The organism is uncultured Sphingomonas sp., assembly GCF_964237335.1.
Classification (GTDB): domain Bacteria; phylum Pseudomonadota; class Alphaproteobacteria; order Sphingomonadales; family Sphingomonadaceae; genus Sphingomonas.
The window spans coordinates 47858-69311 of the sequence record NZ_CAXSHM010000015.1; the positions used below are offsets into that span (position 1 = coordinate 47858).

Annotated in this window: 25 protein-coding genes; 12 read left to right on the forward strand and 13 right to left on the reverse strand. The window is 69.0% G+C overall.

The features are described 5' to 3' along the window. The first annotated feature begins 44 nt into the window (after nt 1-44). From ACFE65_RS09340 to ACFE65_RS09350, 3 genes are all read left to right on the forward strand, one after another. Complete coding sequence (locus ACFE65_RS09340; protein WP_375382084.1) at nt 45-716, forward strand: YggS family pyridoxal phosphate-dependent enzyme; 672 nt, start codon at nt 45-47, stop codon at nt 714-716. Then, complete coding sequence (locus tag ACFE65_RS09345; RefSeq protein WP_375382085.1) at nt 713-1438, forward strand: HAD family hydrolase; 726 nt, start codon at nt 713-715, stop codon at nt 1436-1438. The genes ACFE65_RS09340 and ACFE65_RS09345 overlap by 4 nt, the downstream gene beginning before the upstream one ends. A gap of 283 nt (nt 1439-1721) precedes the next feature. After that, nucleotides 1722-2147: a hypothetical protein gene (locus ACFE65_RS09350; RefSeq protein ID WP_375382086.1), complete on the forward strand. Its 426-nt coding sequence runs from the start codon at nt 1722-1724 to the stop codon at nt 2145-2147. Here ACFE65_RS09350 and ACFE65_RS09355 read toward each other — a convergent pair. The 4 genes from ACFE65_RS09355 to ACFE65_RS09370 form a co-directional block, all read right to left on the reverse strand. Next, nucleotides 2105-2590: a YdcF family protein gene (locus tag ACFE65_RS09355; protein WP_375382087.1), complete on the reverse strand. Its 486-nt coding sequence runs from the start codon at nt 2588-2590 to the stop codon at nt 2105-2107. The two genes, ACFE65_RS09350 and ACFE65_RS09355, sit on opposite strands and share 43 nt — an antisense overlap. Nucleotides 2591-2614: 24 nt before the next feature. Further along, nucleotides 2615-3697, reverse strand: coding sequence for a GTP cyclohydrolase II (gene ribA, locus ACFE65_RS09360; protein ID WP_375382088.1), 1083 nt, complete (start codon nt 3695-3697; stop codon nt 2615-2617). Then, on the reverse strand, nt 3694-4476 hold the full coding sequence (locus tag ACFE65_RS09365; protein WP_375382089.1) for an exodeoxyribonuclease III: 783 nt from the start codon (nt 4474-4476) through the stop codon (nt 3694-3696). Before ACFE65_RS09365 ends, ribA begins: the two co-directional genes overlap by 4 nt. A 422-nt stretch (nt 4477-4898) precedes the next feature. Further along, nucleotides 4899-5528: an outer membrane lipoprotein carrier protein LolA gene (locus tag ACFE65_RS09370; protein WP_375382090.1), complete on the reverse strand. Its 630-nt coding sequence runs from the start codon at nt 5526-5528 to the stop codon at nt 4899-4901. 107 nt (nt 5529-5635) lie between these two features. On the opposite strand from ACFE65_RS09370, the gene thiD reads away from it, so the two are divergent. From thiD to folP, 5 genes are all read left to right on the forward strand, one after another. Continuing rightward, complete coding sequence (thiD, locus tag ACFE65_RS09375; RefSeq protein WP_375382091.1) at nt 5636-6403, forward strand: bifunctional hydroxymethylpyrimidine kinase/phosphomethylpyrimidine kinase; 768 nt, start codon at nt 5636-5638, stop codon at nt 6401-6403. After that, complete coding sequence (locus ACFE65_RS09380) at nt 6403-7038, forward strand: ribonuclease HII (protein WP_375382092.1); 636 nt, start codon at nt 6403-6405, stop codon at nt 7036-7038. The genes thiD and ACFE65_RS09380 overlap by 1 nt, the downstream gene beginning before the upstream one ends. 146 nt (nt 7039-7184) lie before the next feature. Then, complete coding sequence (locus ACFE65_RS09385) at nt 7185-8303, forward strand: site-specific DNA-methyltransferase (protein ID WP_375382093.1); 1119 nt, start codon at nt 7185-7187, stop codon at nt 8301-8303. Between the two features lie 130 nt (nt 8304-8433). Next, the gene (locus tag ACFE65_RS09390; RefSeq protein ID WP_375382094.1) at nt 8434-9072 is read left to right on the forward strand and encodes a hypothetical protein; all 639 of its coding nucleotides are present in this window, start codon (nt 8434-8436) and stop codon (nt 9070-9072) included. A gap of 146 nt (nt 9073-9218) precedes the next feature. After that, nucleotides 9219-10280, forward strand: a complete 1062-nt coding sequence (gene folP / locus ACFE65_RS09395; RefSeq protein WP_375382095.1) for a dihydropteroate synthase — start codon at nt 9219-9221, stop codon at nt 10278-10280. 195 nt (nt 10281-10475) lie between these two features. On the opposite strand, the gene rpsD is transcribed toward folP, so the two are convergent. From rpsD to glyA, 6 genes are all read right to left on the reverse strand, one after another. After that, on the reverse strand, nt 10476-11090 hold the full coding sequence (gene rpsD / locus ACFE65_RS09400; RefSeq protein ID WP_375382096.1) for a 30S ribosomal protein S4: 615 nt from the start codon (nt 11088-11090) through the stop codon (nt 10476-10478). 198 nt (nt 11091-11288) lie between these two features. Next, entirely contained in the window at nt 11289-11546 is a 258-nt protein-coding gene (locus tag ACFE65_RS09405) for a hypothetical protein (RefSeq protein ID WP_375382097.1), read from the reverse strand. Nucleotides 11547-11630: 84 nt separating this feature from the next. After that, nucleotides 11631-12365 (reverse strand): RNA methyltransferase, encoded by a 735-nt coding sequence (locus ACFE65_RS09410; RefSeq protein ID WP_375382098.1) that lies wholly within the window; start codon nt 12363-12365, stop codon nt 11631-11633. Next, nucleotides 12362-12844, reverse strand: a complete 483-nt coding sequence (gene nrdR, locus ACFE65_RS09415; RefSeq protein ID WP_375382099.1) for a transcriptional regulator NrdR — start codon at nt 12842-12844, stop codon at nt 12362-12364. The genes ACFE65_RS09410 and nrdR overlap by 4 nt, the downstream gene beginning before the upstream one ends. A 9-nt stretch (nt 12845-12853) precedes the next feature. After that, nucleotides 12854-13024: a hypothetical protein gene (locus ACFE65_RS09420; RefSeq protein ID WP_375382100.1), complete on the reverse strand. Its 171-nt coding sequence runs from the start codon at nt 13022-13024 to the stop codon at nt 12854-12856. A 4-nt stretch (nt 13025-13028) separates the two neighbouring features. Next, nucleotides 13029-14342 carry a serine hydroxymethyltransferase gene (gene glyA, locus ACFE65_RS09425; protein ID WP_375382101.1) on the reverse strand — a complete coding sequence of 438 codons (1314 nt, stop codon included), beginning with the start codon at nt 14340-14342 and terminating at the stop codon, nt 13029-13031. A gap of 125 nt (nt 14343-14467) precedes the next feature. Between glyA and ACFE65_RS09430 the strand changes: the two genes are divergently transcribed. The 4 genes from ACFE65_RS09430 to ACFE65_RS09445 all read left to right on the forward strand — a co-directional run bounded on the left by ACFE65_RS09430 (nt 14468) and on the right by ACFE65_RS09445 (nt 16843). Continuing rightward, entirely contained in the window at nt 14468-14917 is a 450-nt protein-coding gene (locus ACFE65_RS09430) for a DUF3429 domain-containing protein (RefSeq protein ID WP_375382102.1), read from the forward strand. 93 nt (nt 14918-15010) lie between these two features. Next, nucleotides 15011-15478, forward strand: a complete 468-nt coding sequence (locus ACFE65_RS09435; RefSeq protein ID WP_375382103.1) for a Fur family transcriptional regulator — start codon at nt 15011-15013, stop codon at nt 15476-15478. A 50-nt stretch (nt 15479-15528) separates the two neighbouring features. Next, nucleotides 15529-16386, forward strand: coding sequence for a DMT family transporter (locus ACFE65_RS09440; protein ID WP_375382104.1), 858 nt, complete (start codon nt 15529-15531; stop codon nt 16384-16386). 100 nt (nt 16387-16486) lie between these two features. Beyond that, nucleotides 16487-16843, forward strand: coding sequence for a TfoX/Sxy family protein (locus ACFE65_RS09445; protein ID WP_375382105.1), 357 nt, complete (start codon nt 16487-16489; stop codon nt 16841-16843). A gap of 16 nt (nt 16844-16859) precedes the next feature. Here the strand turns inward: ACFE65_RS09445 and ppa are convergent, their stop codons facing one another. The 3 genes from ppa to ACFE65_RS09460 form a co-directional block, all read right to left on the reverse strand. Next, nucleotides 16860-17444, reverse strand: a complete 585-nt coding sequence (ppa, locus tag ACFE65_RS09450; protein WP_375382106.1) for an inorganic diphosphatase — start codon at nt 17442-17444, stop codon at nt 16860-16862. Nucleotides 17445-17533: 89 nt separating this feature from the next. Then, nucleotides 17534-19462, reverse strand: coding sequence for a M61 family metallopeptidase (locus ACFE65_RS09455; RefSeq protein ID WP_375382107.1), 1929 nt, complete (start codon nt 19460-19462; stop codon nt 17534-17536). Next, a complete protein-coding gene (locus ACFE65_RS09460; RefSeq protein WP_375382108.1) occupies nt 19459-21405 on the reverse strand; it encodes a M61 family metallopeptidase in 1947 nt (648 codons plus the stop codon). Before ACFE65_RS09460 ends, ACFE65_RS09455 begins: the two co-directional genes overlap by 4 nt. Nucleotides 21406-21454 lie beyond the last annotated feature (49 nt).

A 21454-nucleotide genomic window follows, 5' to 3' on the forward strand; every position in this document is an offset into this window, starting at 1 on the left:
GGGACAGGTTGGCGATACCGCATCACCCTCCCTATAGCGTGCGGATGACGCAAGACCCACGACCCTGTCCCTCTCTTTCAGCCGTGCAGGACCGCATTGCCGCCGCCGCCCGGCTCGCGCGGCGCGACCCTGCCGGCGTCATGCTGATCGCAATCAGCAAGACGCACCCGGCGGACGCGATCCGCCCGCTGCTCGACGCGGGCCACCGCGTGTTCGGCGAGAATCGCGTTCAGGAGACGGAGGACAAGTGGCCGGCGCTCCGGGCCGACTATCGGCACGTCGCGCTGCACCTCGTCGGCCAGCTTCAGTCGAACAAGGCGGAGGCTGCGGTCGCGCTGTTCGACGCGATCCATTCGGTGGACCGGCCGTCGCTCGTCGCCGCGCTGGCGCGTGCGGTGGCGAAGACCGGGCGACGGCCGGAGCTGTTCGTTCAGGTCAACATCGGCGACGAACCGCAAAAAGGGGGCTGCGCGATCGCCGATCTGCCGGCCCTGTTGGCGAGCATGCGGAACGCGGAGCTGCGGGTTGCCGGCCTGATGGCCGTGCCTCCCGCCGGTGTCGAGGCCGCGCCCTATTTCGCGCTGCTGGCCAAATTCCGCCGCGACCATGGACTGGACGGGCTGAGCATGGGTATGTCGGACGATCTGGAGACGGCGGTGATGCTGGGCGCCTCCCATGTCCGCGTCGGCAGCGCCTTGTTCGGAGGCCGGTCATGACGTCCGATGCCCGCTTCGCGGAAGAGCATCGAAGCGATCGATCTCCCGGATCGATCGACTGCAAGTTCGATGCTCTGCTATTCGACTTCGACGGCGTGCTGATCGAGAGCGAATATGCCGGCAATCGCCAGATCGCCGACTATCTGACCGGCATCGGCCACCCGACCAGTCCCGAAGAGTCGATGGCCCATTTCATGGGCCTTGCCGGCCCCGACTTCCACGCCGCGATCGAGCGGTGGATCGGCGGGCCCATTCCCGACAGCTTCCACGCCGCCCGCCGGATCGAGGACGAGCGTGCGATGCGCGAGGGCGTGGGCGAGGTGGCGGGCGCGGTCGCCTTCGTCCGCTCGTTGCCGTCCGCGCTGCCCAAGGCGATCGTCTCGTCGAGCGGCACCGCCTGGATCCGCCGCCACCTCGACCATATCGGCCTCGCCGACGCGTTCGGCGACCACATCTATTCGGGCCGCGAGCATGTCGAGCGCGGCAAGCCCGCACCTGACCTCTATATGTTCGGCGCCGCCAGGCTGAACGTCGCGATCGAGCGGTGCGCGATCATCGAGGATTCACCAGTGGGCGCGACCAGCGCGGTGGCGAGCGGAGCGTTCGTGATCGGCCTCGTCGCCGGCCGGCACTGTGGCCCGGACCATTTTGACCGATTGCGGGCGATCGGCGTTGCGGCGGTCGCGACGGACTTCGAGGAGGCGGCGTGCCTTCTCGCCTGACGCTTGCAAAAGGGGTCGTTCCACGTGGAACGCGGTCGACGGATGGTCGCGACGATCGGGAGGCTACATGATCCCTGCCTTGGCGTTATTTGCCGCCATGTTTGTTCCCGGTTGTCCGCCGGATGGGATAGCGACCGCGCGCCTGTACCGTGTTCTGCCGGGCCCACCGCTCGTTTTCTACCGGACGCCAGGTTGCCGCGATGCGGGCTGCAGCGAGCGCGCCTATGTGGTGCCGGGCGACCGCGTCGTCGTCTACGGGCGGATCGGAAGCAGGAGCTGCGCGATGTTCTCGCGGGCTCGCGAGACGACCGGGTGGGTGGACACCGATCGGCTGGCCTTGGACGCTGCCGCGTCGCACCCGGCGCTCTCCGCCTGGGTCGGCGACTGGTATATGGATGACGACCACATCCGGCTGACGAGGGCGACCCAAGGGCGACTGCGAGTCGACGGCGATGCGTATTGGCCTGGCGCCCATCCGGCCGACCGGCCAAGCGGCCCCAATGTCGGCAACCTCGAGGGCACGTTTGCCGTCAACGCGGACCGTCTCGACTATAGCAACGGCAATGACTCCTACGATTGCCGCGCGACCCTCCGCCTGCTCGGTGACTATCTGCTGGTCGAGGACGACGGCAACTGCGGTGGCATGAACGTCCGGTTCACCGGCACCTATCGCCGGCGACCCGCCCACAGCCCCGCGATCAAGTCATAGGGGATCGCCGCCGCCTCGCGCAGCCGCATCCGCCATTGTGCGCGGCGGCTGCCACGGCGGGGCAGGGGAAGCGGCGCACAGCGCAGGCCCTGCAGCGCGAACAGCATCCGGACGCGCGGCTGGTGGTACGAGTCGGTGCAGGAGAGGACGGAGCCAAACCCGTGCGCCCGCGCATAGGCGGTGGCGGCGCGAACCGTTTGCAGCGTGTCGCGGCTCGCCTCGTCGAGGTGCAGCCGGCTCGCCGCCACGCTGCCGCCGAGCAGCCCCGCCATCACCGACGCCTCCGACGGGCCGTGACGCCCGACGCTGCCCGAACAGAACAATGTCAGCCCCGGGTCATGCTCCGCCGCCGCCGCCGCATAGCCGATCCGGCGCGCGAGCGTCTCGCTGGGGGCTCCGTCCGCGCGCACGGCCGCGCCGAACAGCACCAATAAGCGCTTCATGGCAGGCGCTTCATAGCAGCCGCTTCAAAACTCATGCCCCGTCCGGTCGCGCTTGGTCGCGAGGTAGCGCTCGTTGTGCGGGTTGGGTGGCAGATGATGGGGAACGCGCTCGACGACCTCGATCCCGGCGGCGCCAAGCTGCGCCACTTTCTGCGGATTGTTGGTCAGCAGCCGGATGCGCGCCTGCCCCAGCAGCGCGAGCATCCGCGCCGCCACCCGGTAATCGCGCGCGTCGACCGCGAAGCCCAGCCGCGTGTTGGCGTCGACGGTGTCGAACCCCTGGTCCTGCAGCGCATAGGCGCGCAGCTTGTTGACGAGGCCGATCCCGCGCCCTTCTTGCCTCAGGTACAGCAGGACGCCCCAGCCGGCCGCGGCGATGGCGTCGATCGCGGCGTGGAGCTGCGGGCCGCAGTCGCACTTCAGGCTGCCGAGCATGTCGCCCGTCAGGCACTCGGAATGAAGCCGCACCAGCGGCGGGCTCCCGTCGGGCTTGCCGATCACCAGCGCGACATGCTCGCCGGGCTGTTCGGGGGTGCGGAAGGCGACGATCTCGGCCTGCTCGGCGCCCGCGACCGGCAGGTGCGCGCGGGCGGCGATGGTCAGGCGGGCGGCGTCCTCATGGGCGTCGATCGCTGCGGGCGTGATCACGACGTCGGCCGATCCCCCACCGGTACCGGAGCCGACGAAGAAGGCGGGCAGCACGCCCGCAAGCCGCGCGAGGCGCAAGGCGGCGGCGAGCGGCGCGGGATCGGCGACCGGCAGCGCGCGGAACGGGCCCTTGAGCGGCGTCGCCAGATCGAGCTGCGGGTCGGCGAGCGCGGTGGCGGCGGCGAAGTCGAGCCACGGCACGCGCTCCACCAGCACCGGCCCGTCCGGAGTCGCGGCGCCGATCGCCGCATGGCGCTGGTTGGCGAGCTTCAGCGTCGCGGCGCGGCCGGCGGACAGCAGGACGGGCGCGTTGCGCTCCGGGTCAAAGGCGGCGAGCCGCACCGGGTCGGCGGTCTCGATCGGCAGCAACCGATGCGCGCCGACGCCGATCGCCCAGCCGCGCCGCAGCGAGTCGATTGCGCGCGCGACATCGCGCGCCGGGTCCGCCCCGGGGCTCACCAGGCGAACTCCGTGATCAGTGGCACATGGTCGCTGGGCGTCGGCCAGCCGCGGCAGTCCTCGAACACGCTATGCGCCACCGCCTGCGCGGCGAGATCGCGCGTCGCCCATTGATGGTCGAGCCGCCGCCCGCGATCGGACGCGGCCCAGTCCTTCGCGCGATAGCTCCACCACGTATGCAGCCGCTTGGGCGCGGGGTGGAAATGCCGGCCGAGGTCCACCCAGTCGCCCGCCGCCTGCAACCGAGCCAGCGTCTCGACCTCTATGGGCGTGTGGCTGACGGTGCCGAGCAGTTGCTTGTGCCCCCACACGTCCGACGGCAGCGGCGCGATGTTGAGGTCTCCCACCAGCAATGTCGGGCCGGGCAGCGTTTCGGACCAGCGCGTCATCCGTTCGAGGAAGTCGAGCTTCTGCCCGAACTTCGGGTTCACCTCGCGATCGGGCACGTCGCCGCCCGCAGGGACATAGACGTTCTCCAGCCGTACGCCGTTGGGGAGCCGCACGCCCAGGTGCCGCGCCTCGCGGTTCGCCTGCCAGTCGAAGCGGTCGTCCGCCTCGACGGGCACGCGCGACACGATCGCTACGCCGTGGTGCATCCGCTGGCCGTGAAGCAGGATGTGGTCGTAGCCCAGCGCGTGGAAGGCGTCGGCGGGGAAGTCCGCGTCGACCACCTTGGTCTCCTGCAGGCACAGGATGTCGGGCGCGGCCTCGCGCAGGAACCGCGTGACGATCCCGATGCGGAACCGCACCGAGTTGATGTTCCAGGAGGCGATCTTCACGGGGCGGACTTAGGAGTTGAGAAGGGGGGCGTCACCCCCTGGGAGGCGAGCGTCCCCTCACAGTCATCCCGGACTTTTTCCGGGGTCTAGGCTTCCACAAGCGTCGCGGCTGGTGGTTCGCCGAATGTAGAAGGGGCGTCGTGGCAAAGCCACGCCGTCGATCGGCCGCTTCGCGCCGTCGGCCGCGCTAGGGCGAGTCTTGCAGTTGCAAGCCGCCCGGCGCGGAAAGGCCCTCGCTCCGGGGGCATGGAACGAGGGCCGACTCAGCGTTCGTCACGCAGGCGAACCGCACTACCTCCGGGCAACAGGGGGGAAACCCCAAAGGCACCGCGGCCGCCTAGTCGCCCTAGCGGCGCCAACCTGTCGCGGACGTGAATGGCGCACTTGTCATGCGACGCCCGCCCGCGACCGGCGGCGCGCGGTCACCGTCCCTTCCGCCGCGGGTCGGTCCAGGCGAAGCTGTTGTCGGGCACGGCGACGTTGAACTTCTGATCCGCCAGCCGCACCGTCGTCCGGTTGCCCTGGCTGTCGAGCATCACCCATCCCTCCAGCGTCAGCCCCGCGGGCGCGGCGGGCTCGCGCGCGAAGATCAGCGTGATGCGGCCATATTCGGGATGTTTGGGATCCACCGCGTCCACCGAGATCGTCCGCGCGTCGCTCGAGACGACGTGCGCATAGCGGGTGATGTCGCGATCGGGATCGAGCAGCACCGCGAGCGGCGAGTTCTTGATCGGCCAGCGCTGGACCTGCTTCACCGAATAATCGACGAAGGTCAGCGCGCCGCCTTCCGCGACGATCAGGATCGGCACGCCCTGCTGATATTGGAAGCGGATGCGCCCGGGCTTCTTGAGCGTCAGCGTGCCCGTCAGCACCTTGCCCGCGCGATCGGTCTGCACGAACGCCGCCGTCATCGTGTCGAGCGCCTGGAGGTGACGCTGGACGAGGCCGAGGTCGCCGGTGGCGGGCACCGCCGGCGTGGGGGCGGCCGCCACCGGCGCGGCGAGGACGAGCGGCGTGATCGCCATCAGCGGCGCGAGGAGGAAACGGGTCATCGGCACCTCATGGGCGGGCGGCATTGAACCCGCGGTGAACCCCCGCCGCTTGTCCGTGTCAACGCGCCACCCTTGCCGGCGCAGCGGCTCGGGAGCAGGGCGAGCGCATGACGCCGCGCATCCTCATCATCGCCGGCTCGGACTCGGGCGGTGGCGCGGGCATCCAGGCCGATATCAAGACGGTCACGATGCTGGGTGGCCACGCGATGACGGCGATCACCGCGATCACCGCGCAGAACACGATGGGGGTGCAGCGGGCGATGCCGGTGCCGACCGACATGGTGATGGCGCAGATCGCCTCGTGCATGGACGACATCGGTGTCGATGCGGTGAAGATCGGGATGCTGGGCTCGGCGGAGACGGCGGTGGCGGTGGCGGGGTGGTTGGAGCGTGTCGATGTGCCCGTCGTCTTCGATCCCGTCATGGTCGCGACCAGCGGCGACGCGCTGGCCGACGCGGCGACGATCACCGCGTTCGAGCAGCTGATGCGGCGCGCCTCGGTGGTGACACCAAATCTACCCGAACTGGAAGCGTTGGGGGGCGAGGCCGCGGTGCTGGCGCATGGCTGCCACTTGGTCGTCAAGGGCGGGCATGCGTCGGGGCCACACGTCGTCGACCGACTGCTGTCACCCTCCGGCCTCTTGCGTAAGCTCGAAGGCAGGCGGTTCGACACTGACGACACGCATGGTACCGGCTGCACGTTCGCGAGCGCCCTCGCGACGGGACTTGCCTCCGGTCTGGGCATCGAAGACGCCTTCGTACGGGCGGTGCGCTTCGTCCGCATCGCGATCCTGTCCGCGCCTGGGCTGGGGCAGGGACACGGCCCGCTCGGCCACGCGCTGGGCGTCGTGCCGTTCGACGAACTGGAAGGCTGATGCCCCACCTCCGCCACGAGAAACGCTGCCCCGCCCCCGTCGCGGGGGTGGACGAGGCCGGGCGTGGTCCGCTCGCCGGGCCGGTGGTCGCCGCCGCCGTCATCCTGCCGCTGCGGGGCGTGCCGCGGGGGATCGACGATTCTAAGAAGCTCCCCGCCGCCGAGCGCGCGCGGCTATGTGGCCTGCTCCACCGGCGCGCGCGCGTCGGCATCGGCATCGTCGAGGCGGACGAGATCGATCGGCTCAACATCTATTGGGCGACGATGAAGGCGATGACGCTCGCGGTCGAGGCACTGGGAGAGAGCCCGGCGCATGTGCTGGTCGACGGCAACCGCCTGCCGCGCTGGGGGCACCCCGCCACCGCGATCGTCGGTGGCGACGCGCTGTCGCTGTCGATCGCGGCGGCCTCGGTCGTCGCCAAGCACACGCGCGACACGATCATGCTGGCGCATGCCGCCGCGCATCCGCAATATGACTGGCACGCAAACAAGGGCTATGCCGCGCCTGCGCATCTGCGCGCACTGACCGAGCACGGGCCCTCGCCGCTCCACCGCCGCAGCTTCGCGCCGGTCGCGCGCGCCGGCGAGCGGTTCGCCGACGTCCTGATGCGTTCGGGTCACACCGCTAGCGGTTGAGTCCACCAACGGCCTAGGCCTCAACATCTGGTTCTGGCGGCAGCAGGACTGACGCAGTTAACCGCCCAGCAACCTTTATCGTTAACCAATGATCGCTTGACGATATGTCGCCGGTCCGCAGGATCGAGCGCAGGGGGACGACGGCGATGGGGGTGCGGACGCGCGAGCGGCAGGTGGAGGCGATCCCGGCGGCGCTCCCGCTCGACACGATCCTGCGCGCCGACTGCATCGCCGCGATGCGCGCACTCCCGGCGAGGTCTGTCGACTGCGTGTTCGCCGACCCGCCCTACAACCTCCAGCTTGGTGGCGAACTGTGCCGTCCCGACGGTAGCCACGTCGACGCGGTGACAGACGATTGGGACCGGTTCGAGAGCTTCGCGCACTATGACGCCTTCACCCGCGCCTGGCTGGCCGAAGCGCACCGCGTGTTGAAGGACGACGGCACGATCTGGGTCATCGGCAGCTACCACAACATCTTCCGCGTCGGGGCGGCGGTGCAGGATCTGGGCTATTGGATCCTCAACGACGTCGTGTGGCGCAAGGCCAATCCGATGCCCAATTTCCGCGGCACCCGCTTCACCAACGCGCACGAGACGCTGATCTGGGCCGCCAAAGGCGAGGACGCGCGCTACACGTTCAACTATCGCTCGATGAAGACGCTGAACGACGAGTTGCAGATGCGGTCGGACTGGGAGTTCCCGATCTGCGGCGGCCCCGAGCGGCTGAAGCAGGGCGGCGTCAAGGTGCATCCGACGCAGAAGCCCGAGGCGTTGCTGTACCGCGTGCTGCTGGCGAGCACCAAGCCCGGAGACGTGGTGCTCGACCCGTTCTTCGGCACCGGCACGACGGGCGCGGTGGCGAAGCGGCTCGGCCGCCGCTGGATCGGCATCGAGCGCGAGGAGGGTTATTGCGCGGCCGCGCAGGCGCGCATCGACGCCGCGCTGCCGCTCGACGAGGCGGCGCTGAAAACGATGATGAGCCCGCGGCAAAGCCCGAAGGTCGCGTTCGGCACGCTGGTGGAGACCGGCATGCTCGCGCCCGGCGCCGAGCTGGTCGACCTCAAACGCCGCTTCCGCGCGAGCGTGCGCGTCGACGGCAGCCTGTTGTCGGCATGCGGCGAGGTGGGGTCGATCCACAAGCTCGGCTGCACGCTGCAAGGCGCGGCGGCCTGCAACGGCTGGACGTTCTGGCACGTCGAGATGGAGGGCAAGCTCCAGCCGATCGACCTGCTGCGGCAGACATACCTGCTGGCGACGCAGGCCTAGGTGCTGGAGAGAGACATTGCGTCCATCTGCGTTCATTTGACCTGGTCTCACGGCGCGTGAGAGCGAAGTCGAGCCGCTCGTTGCGACAAGACGCCCTGGATCAACGGTATCGAAAGGTCACCAACTCACCATGAAACCAACGTTCAAGATCGTCGTCGCCGCTGCCGTGACCGCCGCCTCGGTAGCGTCAGCCTACATCCCTCCGGTTCTCAAGACGCTGTTCGTCGCTGCTGCGACCACGGCGTCCGTCACTCCGGCAGTGGCGCAGACGACCACGTCAAGCCCCACTCCAAGCACCGTGCATATCGGAACCGAGATATATACCGCGACGGATCATGGCTCAGGCGAAGCGGCAAATTACGACTACGCCATCGGGGATGGGTCAGATGTCCGGCTACTCGGGATATATGGAAACGCTGCGCTCGACAATGCGAAGCCGGACGCGAACGATCGGGAGTTCCTGTTCTCGATCAGCAGTGCGACCAATCCCGGTTCGGCCCAACTAGTCGGTGCCGCTTATGCACCATCTCATCACAGCGCCGATCCGGCGATATTCGCCGGTATCCTGAAGCAGGCGGGTAGCAACAACGCCACTCTCCCGATCAACGTCACCTTTCCCGGCGGCGGTATCCCGCTTTCTCGCGGCGCAGTCCGGATAGCGGCGGTCACCGGCGTGTACGATTCAAGCAACGGGTTTCAGCCGATCGCCACCGACAGCATCAACGTGTTGTCTTCGGAGCTACATCTCACCTTCGTATACACGAAATAGGCCAGGCGCACGGCCACCTCCCATCCGCCTTTCGGACGGCTGAATCACGAGCGGTCGCTTTCACCTGCTCGACTTGAACTCGTCGTTCCTGAGGTGCGATCTCGATGAGGCTCGGCAGGCAAACGGACCGGCGCTAGGAGCCGCGCATGCATCTTTGCCCAACCCAGATCGTGTCCTCCCCCATCGGGCGCCCGGACGGCAGCGTCGCGCGGCTCGCCGGGTCGATGCAGTGGTTCGCCGGCTATGACGTGATCGACGGCGGCCGCTGGCGGGAAAGCGTGGCGGTCGCGGATATCGATGGCTGGCTGGCGCGCTCGCATGACGGCGAGCGGCTGGCGCGGCATCATGCGGCCATCACCAGCACCCGCGCGCCGGTCACGATCGGCGAGCGCGTGCTGCGGTTCGATCAGCCACTGGTCGCAGGCATCCTCAACGTGACGCCCGACAGCTTCTCGGACGGCGGCACCCACACTGACGATCCCGCCGCTGCCGCCGGCGCCGGCGTCGACATGGCCGCGGCGGGCGCGGCGCTGGTCGATGTCGGCGGCGAGTCGACGCGGCCGGGTGCCACGACCGTCTGGGAGCAGGACGAGATCGCCCGCGTCGTGCCGGTCGTCGAACGGCTGGCGCGCGCGGGTACGCCGGTATCGATCGACACGCGCAAGGCCGCCGTCATGGAGGCGGCGCTCGCCGCCGGCGCGGGACTCGTCAACGACGTGTCGGCGCTGATGTGGGACGAGTCCGCGCTGGAGGTCGTGGCGCGCGCAGGCTGCCCGGTCGTGCTGATGCACTCGCCCGATCCGCGCCAGGGCGGGCATGGCCGCGTCTCCTATGCCGATGTGGTGGGCGAGGTGTTCGACTGGCTCGAGGCGCGCGTCGCGACAGTCCGCGCGGCGGGCGTGCGCGACGTCGTCGTCGATCCCGGCATCGGCTTCGGCAAGTCGCTCGCCGACAATCTCGCGCTGCTGAACGGGCTCGCCGTGTTCCATGGGCTCGGCTGCCCGGTGATGCTGGGGGCGAGCCGCAAGCGGCTGATCGGCGCGTTGTCGAGTGAGGCTCCGGTGGGCGAGCGGCTGGGCGGCAGCCTCGCGCTGGCGTTGGCGGGGGCGCAAGCCGGGGTGCAGTTGCTGCGCGTCCACGACGTGACTGAGACGGTGCAGGCGGTGCGCGTGTGGCGGGGGCTGAGGGACCGGGCGTTGGTGGGATGACGGCGGGCGGACGTGGAAAGGGCGGCTCCTGGTGGAAGCCGCCCTTTTGTTCGGAGAAGGGGCGTCGTGGCGAAGGCTCTTCTGAGCGCCTGCCCTGCAGGCAGTCGAAGGGCCACGCCGTCGATCCTCGCCAAAGCGAGGTCGGCCGAGCCGCTGATGATGCGCTTGGCCGTAGCTTACGCTACGACCGTCGCGTCAGCGGCTGTAAAACTCCACGACCAGGTTCGGCTCCATCTTCACCGGATACGGCACCTCGTCCAGCGTCGGAATGCGCGTGAAGGTCACCTTGGCGCTGCCGTCCGGCGCGACATATTCGGGGATCTCGCGCTCGGCGAGCTGCTGTGCCTCGAGCACGAGCGCCATCTCCTGCGCCTTGGCACCCAGCGTGATCTCCTCGCCCGCATAGACGCGACGCGAAGCGATGTTGCACTTCACGCCGTTGACGCGGACATGGCCGTGGCTGACGAGCTGGCGCGCGGCGAAGACCGTCGGCGCGAACTTGGCGCGGTACACGATCATGTCGAGCCGCTGTTCGAGCAGGCCGATCAGGTTCTGCGAGGTATCGCCCTTCATCCGGGCGGCCTCCTGATAGCATTGCTTGAACTGCTTCTCGGTGACGTCGCCGTAATAGCCCTTCAGCTTCTGCTTGGCACGCAGCTGGATGCCGAAATCGCTGACCTTGCCCTTGCGGCGCTGGCCATGCTGGCCCGGGCCATATTCGCGCTTGTTGACCGGGCTCTTGGGGCGACCCCAGATGTTCTCGCCCATCCGGCGATCGAGCTTGTGCTTGGCGCTGGAGCGCTTCGACATGAGATATTCCTTTGCAGATGCCAACGACGGACCCGCCATCCTGGGAAGGCGGATCATATCCGGTCATCGCCTGCGTCTCCCGACAGGAGGGCAGGGCCGCCGCTTCACCGGAGTGCGGGGCCATTCGCGAAGGCGCGGTCCATGGCAGGGAAGGGCCTGCGCGTCAACGGCGCGTCAGGCTTCGTCCCGCGACGAGGGTCAGAAGCCGGCCGGTCTCGCTCCGCCCTGACCGCGCAGGTCACCCGTCGGCGAGCCGCCCGCGCCGGTGGAATGGTCGATCGCCGCCCATTCCGCTGCCGTATGGCACGTGGATTTGGGCATGATGCTTCCGGTGTTGGTGTCGGTGCGGCAGATCTTCTTGTTGGGATCGACCGGCTTCTTGTCCTTCGCTACGACAGGCGAGGCCATGCACAGGGCGGCGAGGGTGAGCGCCAGGGTAGGCGAGGTCTTGGTCATCGGATGCTCCCGGTTCGTCGGCCGTCCCCTGGCCGCGACCGGCAGGCTAGGACAAGGCTGCTGTCCGGATCAAGCCGCCTTGCGCTAATCCTTCGCGCGTTTGGCGCCCGCGAGCGCCGACAGGACGCCGCGCATGGTGCGCACTTCGCCGCTCGACCAGCCCGGCTTGGTCAACAGCGTGCGCAACGTGCGGCGGGTCACGGGCGTGCGATCGGGCGGGTGGAAGAAATGCGACGCCACCAGCATCCCGTCGAGCTGCGCGATCATCCCCTCCAGCTCCTCCTGCGGGGCGGGCGGCGGCAGCTCCGTTTCCGGCGGCTGCGCGAGGTCCATGGACTTGGACCATTCGTAGGCGACCAGGATCACCGCCTGCGCGAGGTTGAGGCTGCCGAAGCTCGGGTTGATCGGCACGGTGATGATGGTGCGGGCGAGCGCGACGTCGTCGGTCTCCAGCCCCGATCGCTCGGGCCCGAACAGGATGGCGGAACGGCCGGGGCCGGCGTGGATTGCGCGCGCCGCGACTTCCGGCGTCACCACCGGCTTGGTCACGCCGCGCTTCCTGACGGTGGTGGCATAGACCTGCTCGCAGTCCGCGACCGCGTCGGCGGCGCTCTCGAACACCCGCGCCTCGGCCAGCACCTGGTCCGCGCCCGATGCCGCGGGCCCCGCGGCGGGATTGGGCCAGCCGTCACGCGGGGTCACGAGGCGCATCTCGATCAACCCGAAATTGAGCATCGCGCGTGCCGCCTTGCCGATGTTCTCGCCCAGTTGCGGGCGGACCAGCACGATCACGGGGGGCTTTGCGCCGGACGCGCTCACGACTCCGTCGCCGCCTCGCCGACATGGCCGGCGAACTCCTCGAAATCGCGCGCCTCGCTGAAATCGCGGTAGACGCTGGCGAAGCGGATATAGGCGACGGGATCGAGCGCGCGGAGCCCGTCCATCACGAGCTCGCCGATCCGCTTGGAGGTCACCTCGCTATCGCCGGTCGTCTCGAGACGGCGCTGGATGCCGGATACCAGTTTCTCCAGCCGGGCCGGCTCGATCGACCGCTTGCGGGCGGCGATCGACAGGGATCGGAGCAGTTTCTCGCGGTCGAACGGCTCGCGACGAACGACTGCCCCCACCTCGCCGCCGCTCTTCACGACCGTCAACTCACGCAACTGGATACGCTCGAAGGTGGTGAACCGCGCCGCGCACCCCTCGCACTGCCGCCGCCGCCGGATCGCCGCCCCATCGTCGGTGGGGCGGCTGTCCTTTACCTGGCTGTCTTCATGGCCGCAGAACGGGCAGCGCATTCGGCCCGATCAGCTCTTGGTGCGACGCGCATAGGCGATGGACGTGCCGATGACGGCGCCGATCACCGGGCCGACGATCGGCAGCGGGATCGCGATCAGCGCGCCGATGCCGCCATAGATCGCCATCTTGCGGCCGAGCTTGGGATCGCTGTTGATTTCACCGCGGACCTTGTCGAACATGGGCTTATCCTTCGTAGATCGGAAAGCGCGCGCACAGATCGCGCACCCGGTCTCGAACGTTCGCCTCCACCGCGGGGTCCCCGTTCTCGCCGGCTTTCGCAAGGCCATCGAGCACGTCGGCCACCATATGGCCGATCTCGCGGAACTCGGCGGGACCAAAGCCGCGCGTCGTGCCCGCAGGCGTGCCGACGCGGATGCCGCTGGTCTTGACGGGGGGCAGCGGGTCGAACGGCACGCCGTTCTTGTTGCAGGTGATGCCCGCGCGCTCCAGCGCCTCGTCCGCGTCGCGGCCGGTGATGCCGAGCGGCCGCAGGTCGACGAGCGCCAGATGCGTGTCGGTGCCGCCGGCGATAATGTCGGCCCCGCGCTCCTTCAGCGTCGCCGCCAGCACTTTCGCGTTCTCGACGACGGCGGCGATATAGCCCCTGAACTCAGGCTGCAGCGCCTCGCCGAACGCCACCGCCTTGGCGGCAATCACGTGCATCAGCGGGCCGCCCTGCAGGCCCGGGAACACCGCCGAGTTGATCTTCTTGGCGATGGCTTCGTCATCGGTCATCACCATGCCGCCACGGGGCCCGCGCAGCGTCTTGTGCGTGGTCGTCGTCACGACATGCGCGTGGCCGAACGGCGTCGGGTGCAGCCCGGCGGCGACGATGCCCGCGAAATGCGCCATGTCGACCATGAAATAGGCGCCGACCTTGTCCGCGATCGCGCGGAAGCGGGCAAAGTCGATCTGGCGCGGATAGGCGGAGCCGCCGGCGATGATGAGGCGCGGTTTGCGCTCGATCGCCAGCCGCTCGACCTCGTCATAGTCGATCAGATGCGTGTCGCGATCGACGCCATATTGCACCGCGTCGAACCACTTGCCGCTCATCGACGCCTTGGCGCCATGCGTGAGGTGGCCGCCGGCGTCGAGGCTCATTCCCAGGATCGTCTCGCCGGGCTTCACCAGCGCGAGCATCACCGCGCCGTTGGCCTGCGCCCCCGAATGCGGCTGGACGTTGACGAAGCCGCAGCCGAACAGCTGCTTGGCGCGATCGATCGCGAGGCTCTCCACCTCGTCCGACGGCGCGCAGCCCTGGTAATAGCGCTTGCCCGGATAGCCTTCCGCATATTTGTTGGTGAAGACGCTGCCCTGTGCCTCCAGCACCGCGCGCGACACGATGTTCTCGCTCGCGATCAGCTCGATCTGCGTCTGTTCGCGGGCCAGTTCGTGGCGCACGCCGGCGAACACGGCGGGATCGGCGTCGGCGAGGCCGCGGGTGAAGAAGCCCGCAGGCTGGACGTCGTCGTTATGGGGGGCGGGTCGGGTGCTCATGGCGCTGGTCTCCGGCGGCTCGCGCGCGCTCTACGCGAGCGACGCGGGTTGCGCTACCCCGGCGGACATGACGCGGCCGTCGCGACTCGCTAGGCTGCGGCATGGCCAGCCCCTCTTCCCGTAGCGTGCCCATTGCCGTCGCCGCGTTCGGCGGGGCCGGGCTGTTGCCGCCGATCGCCGCCGCCGCCGGGCTGTTCCTGGCGCCGGCAGGGTCGCCGCAGCAGTTCGCCTGGGTGGTGCTGGTCTTCTACGGCGCGTTGATCTTCTCGTTCCTGGGCGGGACATGGTGGGCGTTCGCGGCGCAGGGAGAACAATACCCCCGCGCCGGCTGGCTGCTGGCGGCGGTGACGCCGAGCCTCGTCGCGCTCGTCGTCCTGCTGCTGGTGCTCGCGCCCGGTACGCGGCCGGCGGCGGCGGCGTTGCTGGCGGCGGGCATCCTGGTCAGCCCAGTCGTCGACGGCATGCTGGCGAGCGCGGGGCTGACGCCGGCCTGGTGGATGCGGCTGCGCGGGCCGCTGTCGCTGGTGCTGGCGATCTGCGTCGCGATCGGCGCCTGGCGCGCGCCGCCGGGCTGACGCGCCAGGCTCGGCGCCACGAACATCGCGCGTTCCCGGCGGCGGGCGAACCGGGAGATTGCCCGTGCGGGGTACGCGGCCTACATATGCGCCATGATCGCCCGCCACCATCACCACGAGCCGTTGGGGATCGACCTTGCGCAGGCGGCGCAGGCGACGCTGGAGCGGTCGGGCGAGCAGTGGACGCCGATGCGCGCCGACATCTTCGGCGTGCTCGCCACCGCGGAGCGCCCCGTCTCCGCCTATGACATCGCCGAAACGGTGGGACGCGTGCGCGACCGGCGGGTTGCGGCCAACAGCGTCTATCGCATCCTCGACCTGTTCGTGACCACCAACCTCGCGCACCGGGTGGAGAGCGAGAACGCCTATGTCGTCAACGCGCACCCGGAATGCCTGCACGACTGCATCTTCCTGATCTGCGACCGCTGCCATCGGACCGTCCACCTCGACGACGATGCGGTGACGGGCGGCGTGCGGCGGGTGGCGAAAGCGGCGGGCTTCGCGCCCGCTCGGCCGGTGGTGGAGGTGCGCGGTACCTGCGCGGCCTGCACGGCAATTTAGGATTGGCGGAAGGGCGAAGGCCCGAGCGCTCGCTGGCGCTCGCGGCGGCAATGCTGGGGATTGCCGTCTATTCGGTGATGGACATGCTGATGAAGCGGTTGTCGATCGAGGACGGCGCCTATGCCGCGGTGCTGTGGCGTTCGGTGGTCGGCGTGGTCCTGACGGGCGCCGTGTTCGTCGCGCGCCGGCGGCCGTGGCCGACGGGACCGGCGCTCCGCCTCCACATCTGGCGTGGGCTGGCGGCGGGCCTGTCGGTCCTGCTGTTCTTCTGGGGCATGGCGCGGGTGCCGATGGCGCAATCGGTGGCGATCACCTTCCTCGCGCCGCTGCTGGCGATCTTCCTGGCGGCCCTCACGTTGGGGGAGCGGGTACGGCGGGCGGCGGTGGCGGGATCGGGGGTCGCGACGCTGGGTGTGCTCGTGATCGCGCTGGGCGAGGCGCGGGCGGCGGCGTCGACGCAGACAGTACTGGGCACGATCGCCATCTTCGTCGCCTCGATTCTCTATGCCGCGTCGCTCGTGCTGCTGCGGCGGCAGGCGCAGGCGGCCGACCCGCTGGAGGTCACGTTCTTCACCAGCCTGGTCATCGGCGTCGCGATGCTGCCGGCCGCGCCTTGGACGTCCGCGTGGCCGACGGCGGCGCAGTTGCCCGCGATCCTGGGTGCGGCGATGCTCGGGACGGTGTCGGCGCTGCTGATCGCCTGGGCCTATGCGCGGGCCGAGGCGCAGGCATTGGCGACGGTGGAATATACCGCCTTCGTCTGGGCGGCGCTGTTCGGATGGCTGGCGTTCGGGGAGCGGGTGTCGGGCTGGACGGTGGCGGGCGCGCTGCTGATCGTCGCCGGCTGCGCGGTCGCGATGCGCGGTCGCGAGCCTTTGGGCGTGGCGGCCACGGAGGCGGCGGCATGAGCATGACCTGTCACCGCACGATGAGCGCCTACGGCATCGACGGATGGACGGTGCAGCGCCTCGACGGCCCCGCGCTCCGGCGCCTGGCGCCGCACGGCTGATGGCGGTCGATACCGGCCTGATCGCTTGGGTGGAAGAGGCACTGGCGCCACTCGGCCCGGTGACCAGCCGCGCGATGATGGGTGGTGCGACGCTCTATTGCGGCGGCACGGTCTTCGCGATCGTCGCCGGCGATGCGCTGTGGTTCAAGGCGGATGCGGTCAGCGACGCGACCTGGGACGCGGCCGGCGCAAAACGGTTCACCTACCCGCGCGGCGACGGCGTCGGGACCATGAACTACCGCCGGGCGCCCGATGGCGTGTACGACGATGCCGACGACCTGCGCCGCTGGGCGATCCTGGCGCTGGAGGCAGGCGGCCGGGCGCCGGCGAGGAAGCCCCGTCGCCGCCCGTCCTGACCGCCCGTACTGACCGTCAGCCCTTCCGGCCCAGTTCCGCGCCCGCGTCCTGCGGCTCGACGCCCTTCGACTTGGCGGCGTCGTACCGCTCGATCGCTTCCCGCGTGATCTGCTTGGCCTCTTCGGCATCGCCCCATTTGCCGACGCGGACCCACTTCTTCTTCTCCAGGTCCTTATAATGGGTGAAGAAATGCTCGATCTGCTCGAACACGATCTCGGGCACGTCACCGCGGCCGCCGACATTGGAGTAATAGGGGAACACCGCATCCACCGGCACGCAGACCAGCTTCTCGTCGCCGCCCGCCTCGTCCTCCAGGTTCAGCACCGCGATCGGTCGCGCACGCACGACGCAGCCGGGGATGAACGGCGAGCGCGCGATCACCAGCGCGTCTAGCGGATCGCCATCGGGCGACAGCGTGTGCGGCACGAAGCCATAGTTCGCCGGATAGCGCATCGGCGTGTGCAGGATGCGGTCGACGAACAACGCGCCGCTCTCCTTGTCGAACTCGTACTTCACCGGCTCGCCGCCGGTCGGCACCTCGATGATGACGTTGAGGTCGTCCGGCGGGTTCTTGCCGGTCGGGATCAGGTCGATACGCATGCGGGTTCCTTCGCGAATATTGCAGGCGAGTAGCCCAATGTGGGTCGAACGTCGATGGAGCCGCTCCGGACCCTATCTGGACGGATGGTTCATCGTGGGGCGATCAGCCGGTCCAGGCTCGCCTCGGTGCCCGCGATCCGCTCGAGATGCGGGTAGCGGAGGCCGCCGCGATACGCGATCGACACAGTGCGGAACTGGTCGCCGGAGCGGATCGACAGCGTGATCGGCATCCGCCCGTTTCCGGCCGTGGCCTTGATCGCCGCGGAGAGCACCGGCGCGCGGTAGCTATGGTCGGCAACCGCGACGATCACGTCGCCCGGCTTCACGCCGGCGAGGAAGGCCGCGCTTTGCCATAGCACCGAGATCACGGAGCCCTTCTCGTCGGCGCGAATGCCGATCGAGTAGGTGAAATCAGCCTCTTTGAACTTCTGGAGCGCGCTGTTGCGCATCGCGTTGGGAACGGTCGTGAAGACGAGGCGATAGCCCCCCTGCTCGATCCCGGCGAGCGAGGCGGGCCCGGTGGCGTCCAGCCGCCGCCGCAGGAACCCCGCCCAGTCGTGAGGCGCGATGGCGTTCAGTGTGGCGACGACATCGTCGAATGTGTACGTGTGCTCGCGATCCCAGACGCCCGGTTCGACGCCGAAGAAGCGCTTGGCGAAATCGTCCATCCCCTTGGCGCCGCCGGTCAGCGAGCGAAGCTGCGCATCCGCCTCGAGCCAGATGAGCTCGCCATTGCGATAATAGTCGTAGGAGCGGCTCCAGCTCGCCCAGTCGCTGCCTCCCGCCGGAGCGATGATCGGATCGTTGGTGGTGTCCTGCAACGGGCGCCACGCCATACCCGGCTCTCCGCCCGTATAGAGCGCGGCGACCCCGGCGAGGTTGTCGAGATACTGATCCTTCGTCCACAGCCCCGATCGCGCAGCGAGGATGTTGCCCCAGAACTGCGTCTGTCCTTCGTACACCCACAGCAGCGAGTCGCGCATCGGCGTGCGATAGTCGGGCGTCCACAAGTCGAAGGGCCGGCGGTATTTTCCGTTCCAGCTATGCGTGAACTCGTGCGCGACGACGTAGTGATCGCCCAGGTTCGAGTCCCAATCGGTGAACAGGTCGCCGCCGAAGCTGTTCTCGGAGCTGCGGTGATGTTCCAGTCCCTCGTCCGACTGCACATCCGACGTCGCGACCAGCAGATCATAATGGTCGTAGTGCCGAGCGCCGAACAGCCGGTCCGCCTGCACGACCAGCGCCTTGTGCGCGGCGACGACCTGCGGTGAGGGCAGTATCTCGTCGGGCGTGTCGCCGACGATGTCGAGCGTCACCGCCGGGTCGAGCTGCACCTGCCGCGCGTAGCGGCCGGCGAAGATCGGCGAGTCGACCAGCACGTCGTACGGCACCGTCTCATAGACCGTGTGATCGCCCGATCGGGTGCCGCGCAGCGCGGTGTAGCCGGTCCAGCCCGCGGGCCAGGTGACGCTCGCCTTCACGGGCACGCGACGGACGTAATGGCCCGCCGGGTAGAGAGAGACGGCGTTCCACTCGATGTTGGCCATCGTCGGCGTGGTGACGACGCGCGGGCTGCCGGTGCGCTCATGCGGGGGCAGGAACTGGAACCGCGCCTCGACGCTGCTTGCCCCGGCCGGAACGTCGAGGTGGAAGGCGTAGACATCGACGGAGTCGCGCCGCCACGCCAGCGGCTTGCCGCCCGCGGTGAAGGTAAAGCCGGCGGCCAGCGCGATCGGCCCGGTGGGGCCATGCTCTCCGGGCAACCACTCTGGGTAGAGCAGCACCAGCGGACCGGGCCCTGATACCGGGATCGTCTCGCGGACCGAGATGATGTCCTGCGCCGCGTTCGAGGCGTCGACGTCGAGCGTCAGCGTACCGGGCCAGGCGGTATCCTGCGCCGCCGGGATCGTGTCCGCGAACGGCGCCGCCATCGGCAGCGGCGCCTGCTGCGCGACCACCGGCGCGGCGACCACCGCCGCGCCGACGAGAAGGACCGCCCGCGCCGCCGCCGCCATCATCGCGCGGTCAGCAGGCGATCGAGCCCAGTCTCTCCGGTGCCGGTCTTCTGGAGATGCGGGTAACGGAGGCCGCCGTGATAGTCGATCGACACCGTCTGGAAGACGTCGCCGTTCTTCATCGTCAGCATGATCGGCGTCTTGGTGCCCTTGGCCGCGGTCACCGCCGCCTTCAGCCGGTCGTCCGAATAGGCCATGTTGCCGACCTGCGTCACCTGCGTGCCCACCGTCATCCCGGCCTTGAACGCCGGGCCGTCCCACAGGACCTGCGTCAGATTGCCGTCCTTGTCCGCGACCAGACCGAGCGAGTAGGCGTAATTGGCACCACCGCGTGGGCCGCCCGCGCGCTGCGCCTGCCGCTCGATGCGGCTCGGCTGGTCGGTGTAGACCAGCGTATAGCCGTTGCGCGCGAAGCCCTCGATCGGGGCGCCCTGCGCATGCTCAGTCAGCCGCTTCGTCAGATACGCTTTCCAGTCATAGGGCACGACGCCGTTCAACGTCGAAGCCACGTCGTCGAGCGTGTAGGTCAGCTCGCCATAGTCACCGTCGCGCATGCCGAAGAAGGCGCGGGCGAAATCGTCGATCGACTTGGTGCCGCCGGTCTTCTCGCGGATGAGCGAATCGACGTCCATCCAGACGAGCAGCCCCTCGTTGTAATAGTCCTCGCTCCGCTGCCAGCTCGTCCAGCCCTTGGGCCGGCGCTGCGAGATGATCGGATCGTTCGTCGTGTCCACGAGGTCGCGCCAGTGACGCGCGGGCGCGGTGTCGTAGTTCGCCATGATCCCGGCATATTGGTCGAGCGTATCGTCCTTGGAGACGAGGCCCGAGCGCGCCTGGAGGACATAGCCCCAGAACTGCGTCTGGCCCTCGTACACCCACAACAGTGAATCGCGCATCGGCACGTCGAAATTGGGCGTCCACAGGTCCGCGCCGCGACGGTATTTGCCGTCCCAGCTATGGGTATATTCGTGCGGCAGCAGGTTGCGGGCGCCCGTCTGCATGTCCCACTCGGTGAAATATCCCGGGCGCGACCCGTCCTCGCTCGAGCGATGATGCTCCAGCCCGATGCCGCCGAGCTGGTCCGACAGCGAGAACAGGAAGTGGTAATTGTCATAATGCTGCGCGCCGAACAGCTTCACCGCCTGCTCGACCAGCCGCTTGTGCGCGTCGACCTGCGGCGGGGTGGCGGCGAGCAGCTCGGGCCGGTCGGCGAAGGTATCGAGCGTCACCTGCGGCGAGAGCACGATCGGGCGATAGTAGCGACCGGCGAGCACCGGCGAGTCGACCAGGATCTCGTAGCTGGTCGTCTGGTACTTGTACGTCGAGCCGGTGTGCGTCGAGGGCAGGCCGGACGCGGCGGAGAAGCCGTCGGGATATTTGACGGTCGCGGCGACGGGGATGTCGCGGGTGAAATAGCCGGCCGGATACAGGCTCATCGAGTTCCACTGGAGCCGCAGCATGTCCGGGCTGGTGACGATCGGACCCTGCGCCGGGGCGGTGGCGGCGAGGAACTGGAGCGACACGTCGAGCCGCTTGGTGCCCGCGGGCACGTCGATGTGGAAGGCGAATACGTCGGTCGGGTCGCGCGTCCAGGGGAGCAGCTTACCGCCCGCGCGGATATAGAGCGAGGCGAGCTTGTCGAGCTGGCCCGACGGCGAGTGGTTGCCCGGCAGCCATTGCGGGAACAGCAGCACCGTGTCGCCGCTCGTCGCGACCGGGATCGTCTCGCGCGTGGTGAAGATGGCGTGGCGCGTGTCGGTCGCGTCTATGTCGAGCGTGATCGTGCCGGGATAGGGCTTGTCCTGCGGCACGGGCATCGGCGGCGAGGGGGGCAGCGGCTGCGGCTTCGAGTTGGTCTCGGGCACGAGCTGCGCCGCTGCGGGGGCAGCGAGCGCGGAGGTAGCCAGCAGGACGGGGAGCGAGGCGGCGAGCAGCGTGCGGACCATGCAGGGGAACCTTCGGGGCGAGGTGAAATGATGTGCGCGGGCTTAATCG

What these genes read in the sequence shown, in the direction of transcription:
- ACFE65_RS09340 (WP_375382084.1), top strand. Translation starts at nt 45, where the DNA reads ATGACGCAAGACCCACGACCCTGTCCCTCTCTTTCAGCCGTGCAGGAC.
- ACFE65_RS09345 (WP_375382085.1), top strand. Translation starts at nt 713, where the DNA reads ATGACGTCCGATGCCCGCTTCGCGGAAGAGCATCGAAGCGATCGATCT.
- ACFE65_RS09350 (WP_375382086.1), top strand. Translation starts at nt 1,722, where the DNA reads ATGTTCTCGCGGGCTCGCGAGACGACCGGGTGGGTGGACACCGATCGG.
- ACFE65_RS09355 (WP_375382087.1), bottom strand. Translation starts at nt 2,590, where the DNA reads ATGAAGCGCTTATTGGTGCTGTTCGGCGCGGCCGTGCGCGCGGACGGA.
- ACFE65_RS09370 (WP_375382090.1), bottom strand. Translation starts at nt 5,528, where the DNA reads ATGACCCGTTTCCTCCTCGCGCCGCTGATGGCGATCACGCCGCTCGTC.
- thiD (WP_375382091.1), top strand. Translation starts at nt 5,636, where the DNA reads ATGACGCCGCGCATCCTCATCATCGCCGGCTCGGACTCGGGCGGTGGC.
- ACFE65_RS09380 (WP_375382092.1), top strand. Translation starts at nt 6,403, where the DNA reads ATGCCCCACCTCCGCCACGAGAAACGCTGCCCCGCCCCCGTCGCGGGG.
- ACFE65_RS09385 (WP_375382093.1), top strand. Translation starts at nt 7,185, where the DNA reads ATGGGGGTGCGGACGCGCGAGCGGCAGGTGGAGGCGATCCCGGCGGCG.
- ACFE65_RS09390 (WP_375382094.1), top strand. Translation starts at nt 8,434, where the DNA reads ATGAAACCAACGTTCAAGATCGTCGTCGCCGCTGCCGTGACCGCCGCC.
- folP (WP_375382095.1), top strand. Translation starts at nt 9,219, where the DNA reads ATGCATCTTTGCCCAACCCAGATCGTGTCCTCCCCCATCGGGCGCCCG.
- rpsD (WP_375382096.1), bottom strand. Translation starts at nt 11,090, where the DNA reads ATGTCGAAGCGCTCCAGCGCCAAGCACAAGCTCGATCGCCGGATGGGC.
- ACFE65_RS09405 (WP_375382097.1), bottom strand. Translation starts at nt 11,546, where the DNA reads ATGACCAAGACCTCGCCTACCCTGGCGCTCACCCTCGCCGCCCTGTGC.
- nrdR (WP_375382099.1), bottom strand. Translation starts at nt 12,844, where the DNA reads ATGCGCTGCCCGTTCTGCGGCCATGAAGACAGCCAGGTAAAGGACAGC.
- ACFE65_RS09420 (WP_375382100.1), bottom strand. Translation starts at nt 13,024, where the DNA reads ATGTTCGACAAGGTCCGCGGTGAAATCAACAGCGATCCCAAGCTCGGC.
- glyA (WP_375382101.1), bottom strand. Translation starts at nt 14,342, where the DNA reads ATGAGCACCCGACCCGCCCCCCATAACGACGACGTCCAGCCTGCGGGC.
- ACFE65_RS09435 (WP_375382103.1), top strand. Translation starts at nt 15,011, where the DNA reads ATGATCGCCCGCCACCATCACCACGAGCCGTTGGGGATCGACCTTGCG.
- ACFE65_RS09440 (WP_375382104.1), top strand. Translation starts at nt 15,529, where the DNA reads ATGCTGGGGATTGCCGTCTATTCGGTGATGGACATGCTGATGAAGCGG.
- ACFE65_RS09445 (WP_375382105.1), top strand. Translation starts at nt 16,487, where the DNA reads ATGGCGGTCGATACCGGCCTGATCGCTTGGGTGGAAGAGGCACTGGCG.
- ppa (WP_375382106.1), bottom strand. Translation starts at nt 17,444, where the DNA reads ATGCGTATCGACCTGATCCCGACCGGCAAGAACCCGCCGGACGACCTC.
- ACFE65_RS09455 (WP_375382107.1), bottom strand. Translation starts at nt 19,462, where the DNA reads ATGATGGCGGCGGCGGCGCGGGCGGTCCTTCTCGTCGGCGCGGCGGTG.
- ACFE65_RS09460 (WP_375382108.1), bottom strand. Translation starts at nt 21,405, where the DNA reads ATGGTCCGCACGCTGCTCGCCGCCTCGCTCCCCGTCCTGCTGGCTACC.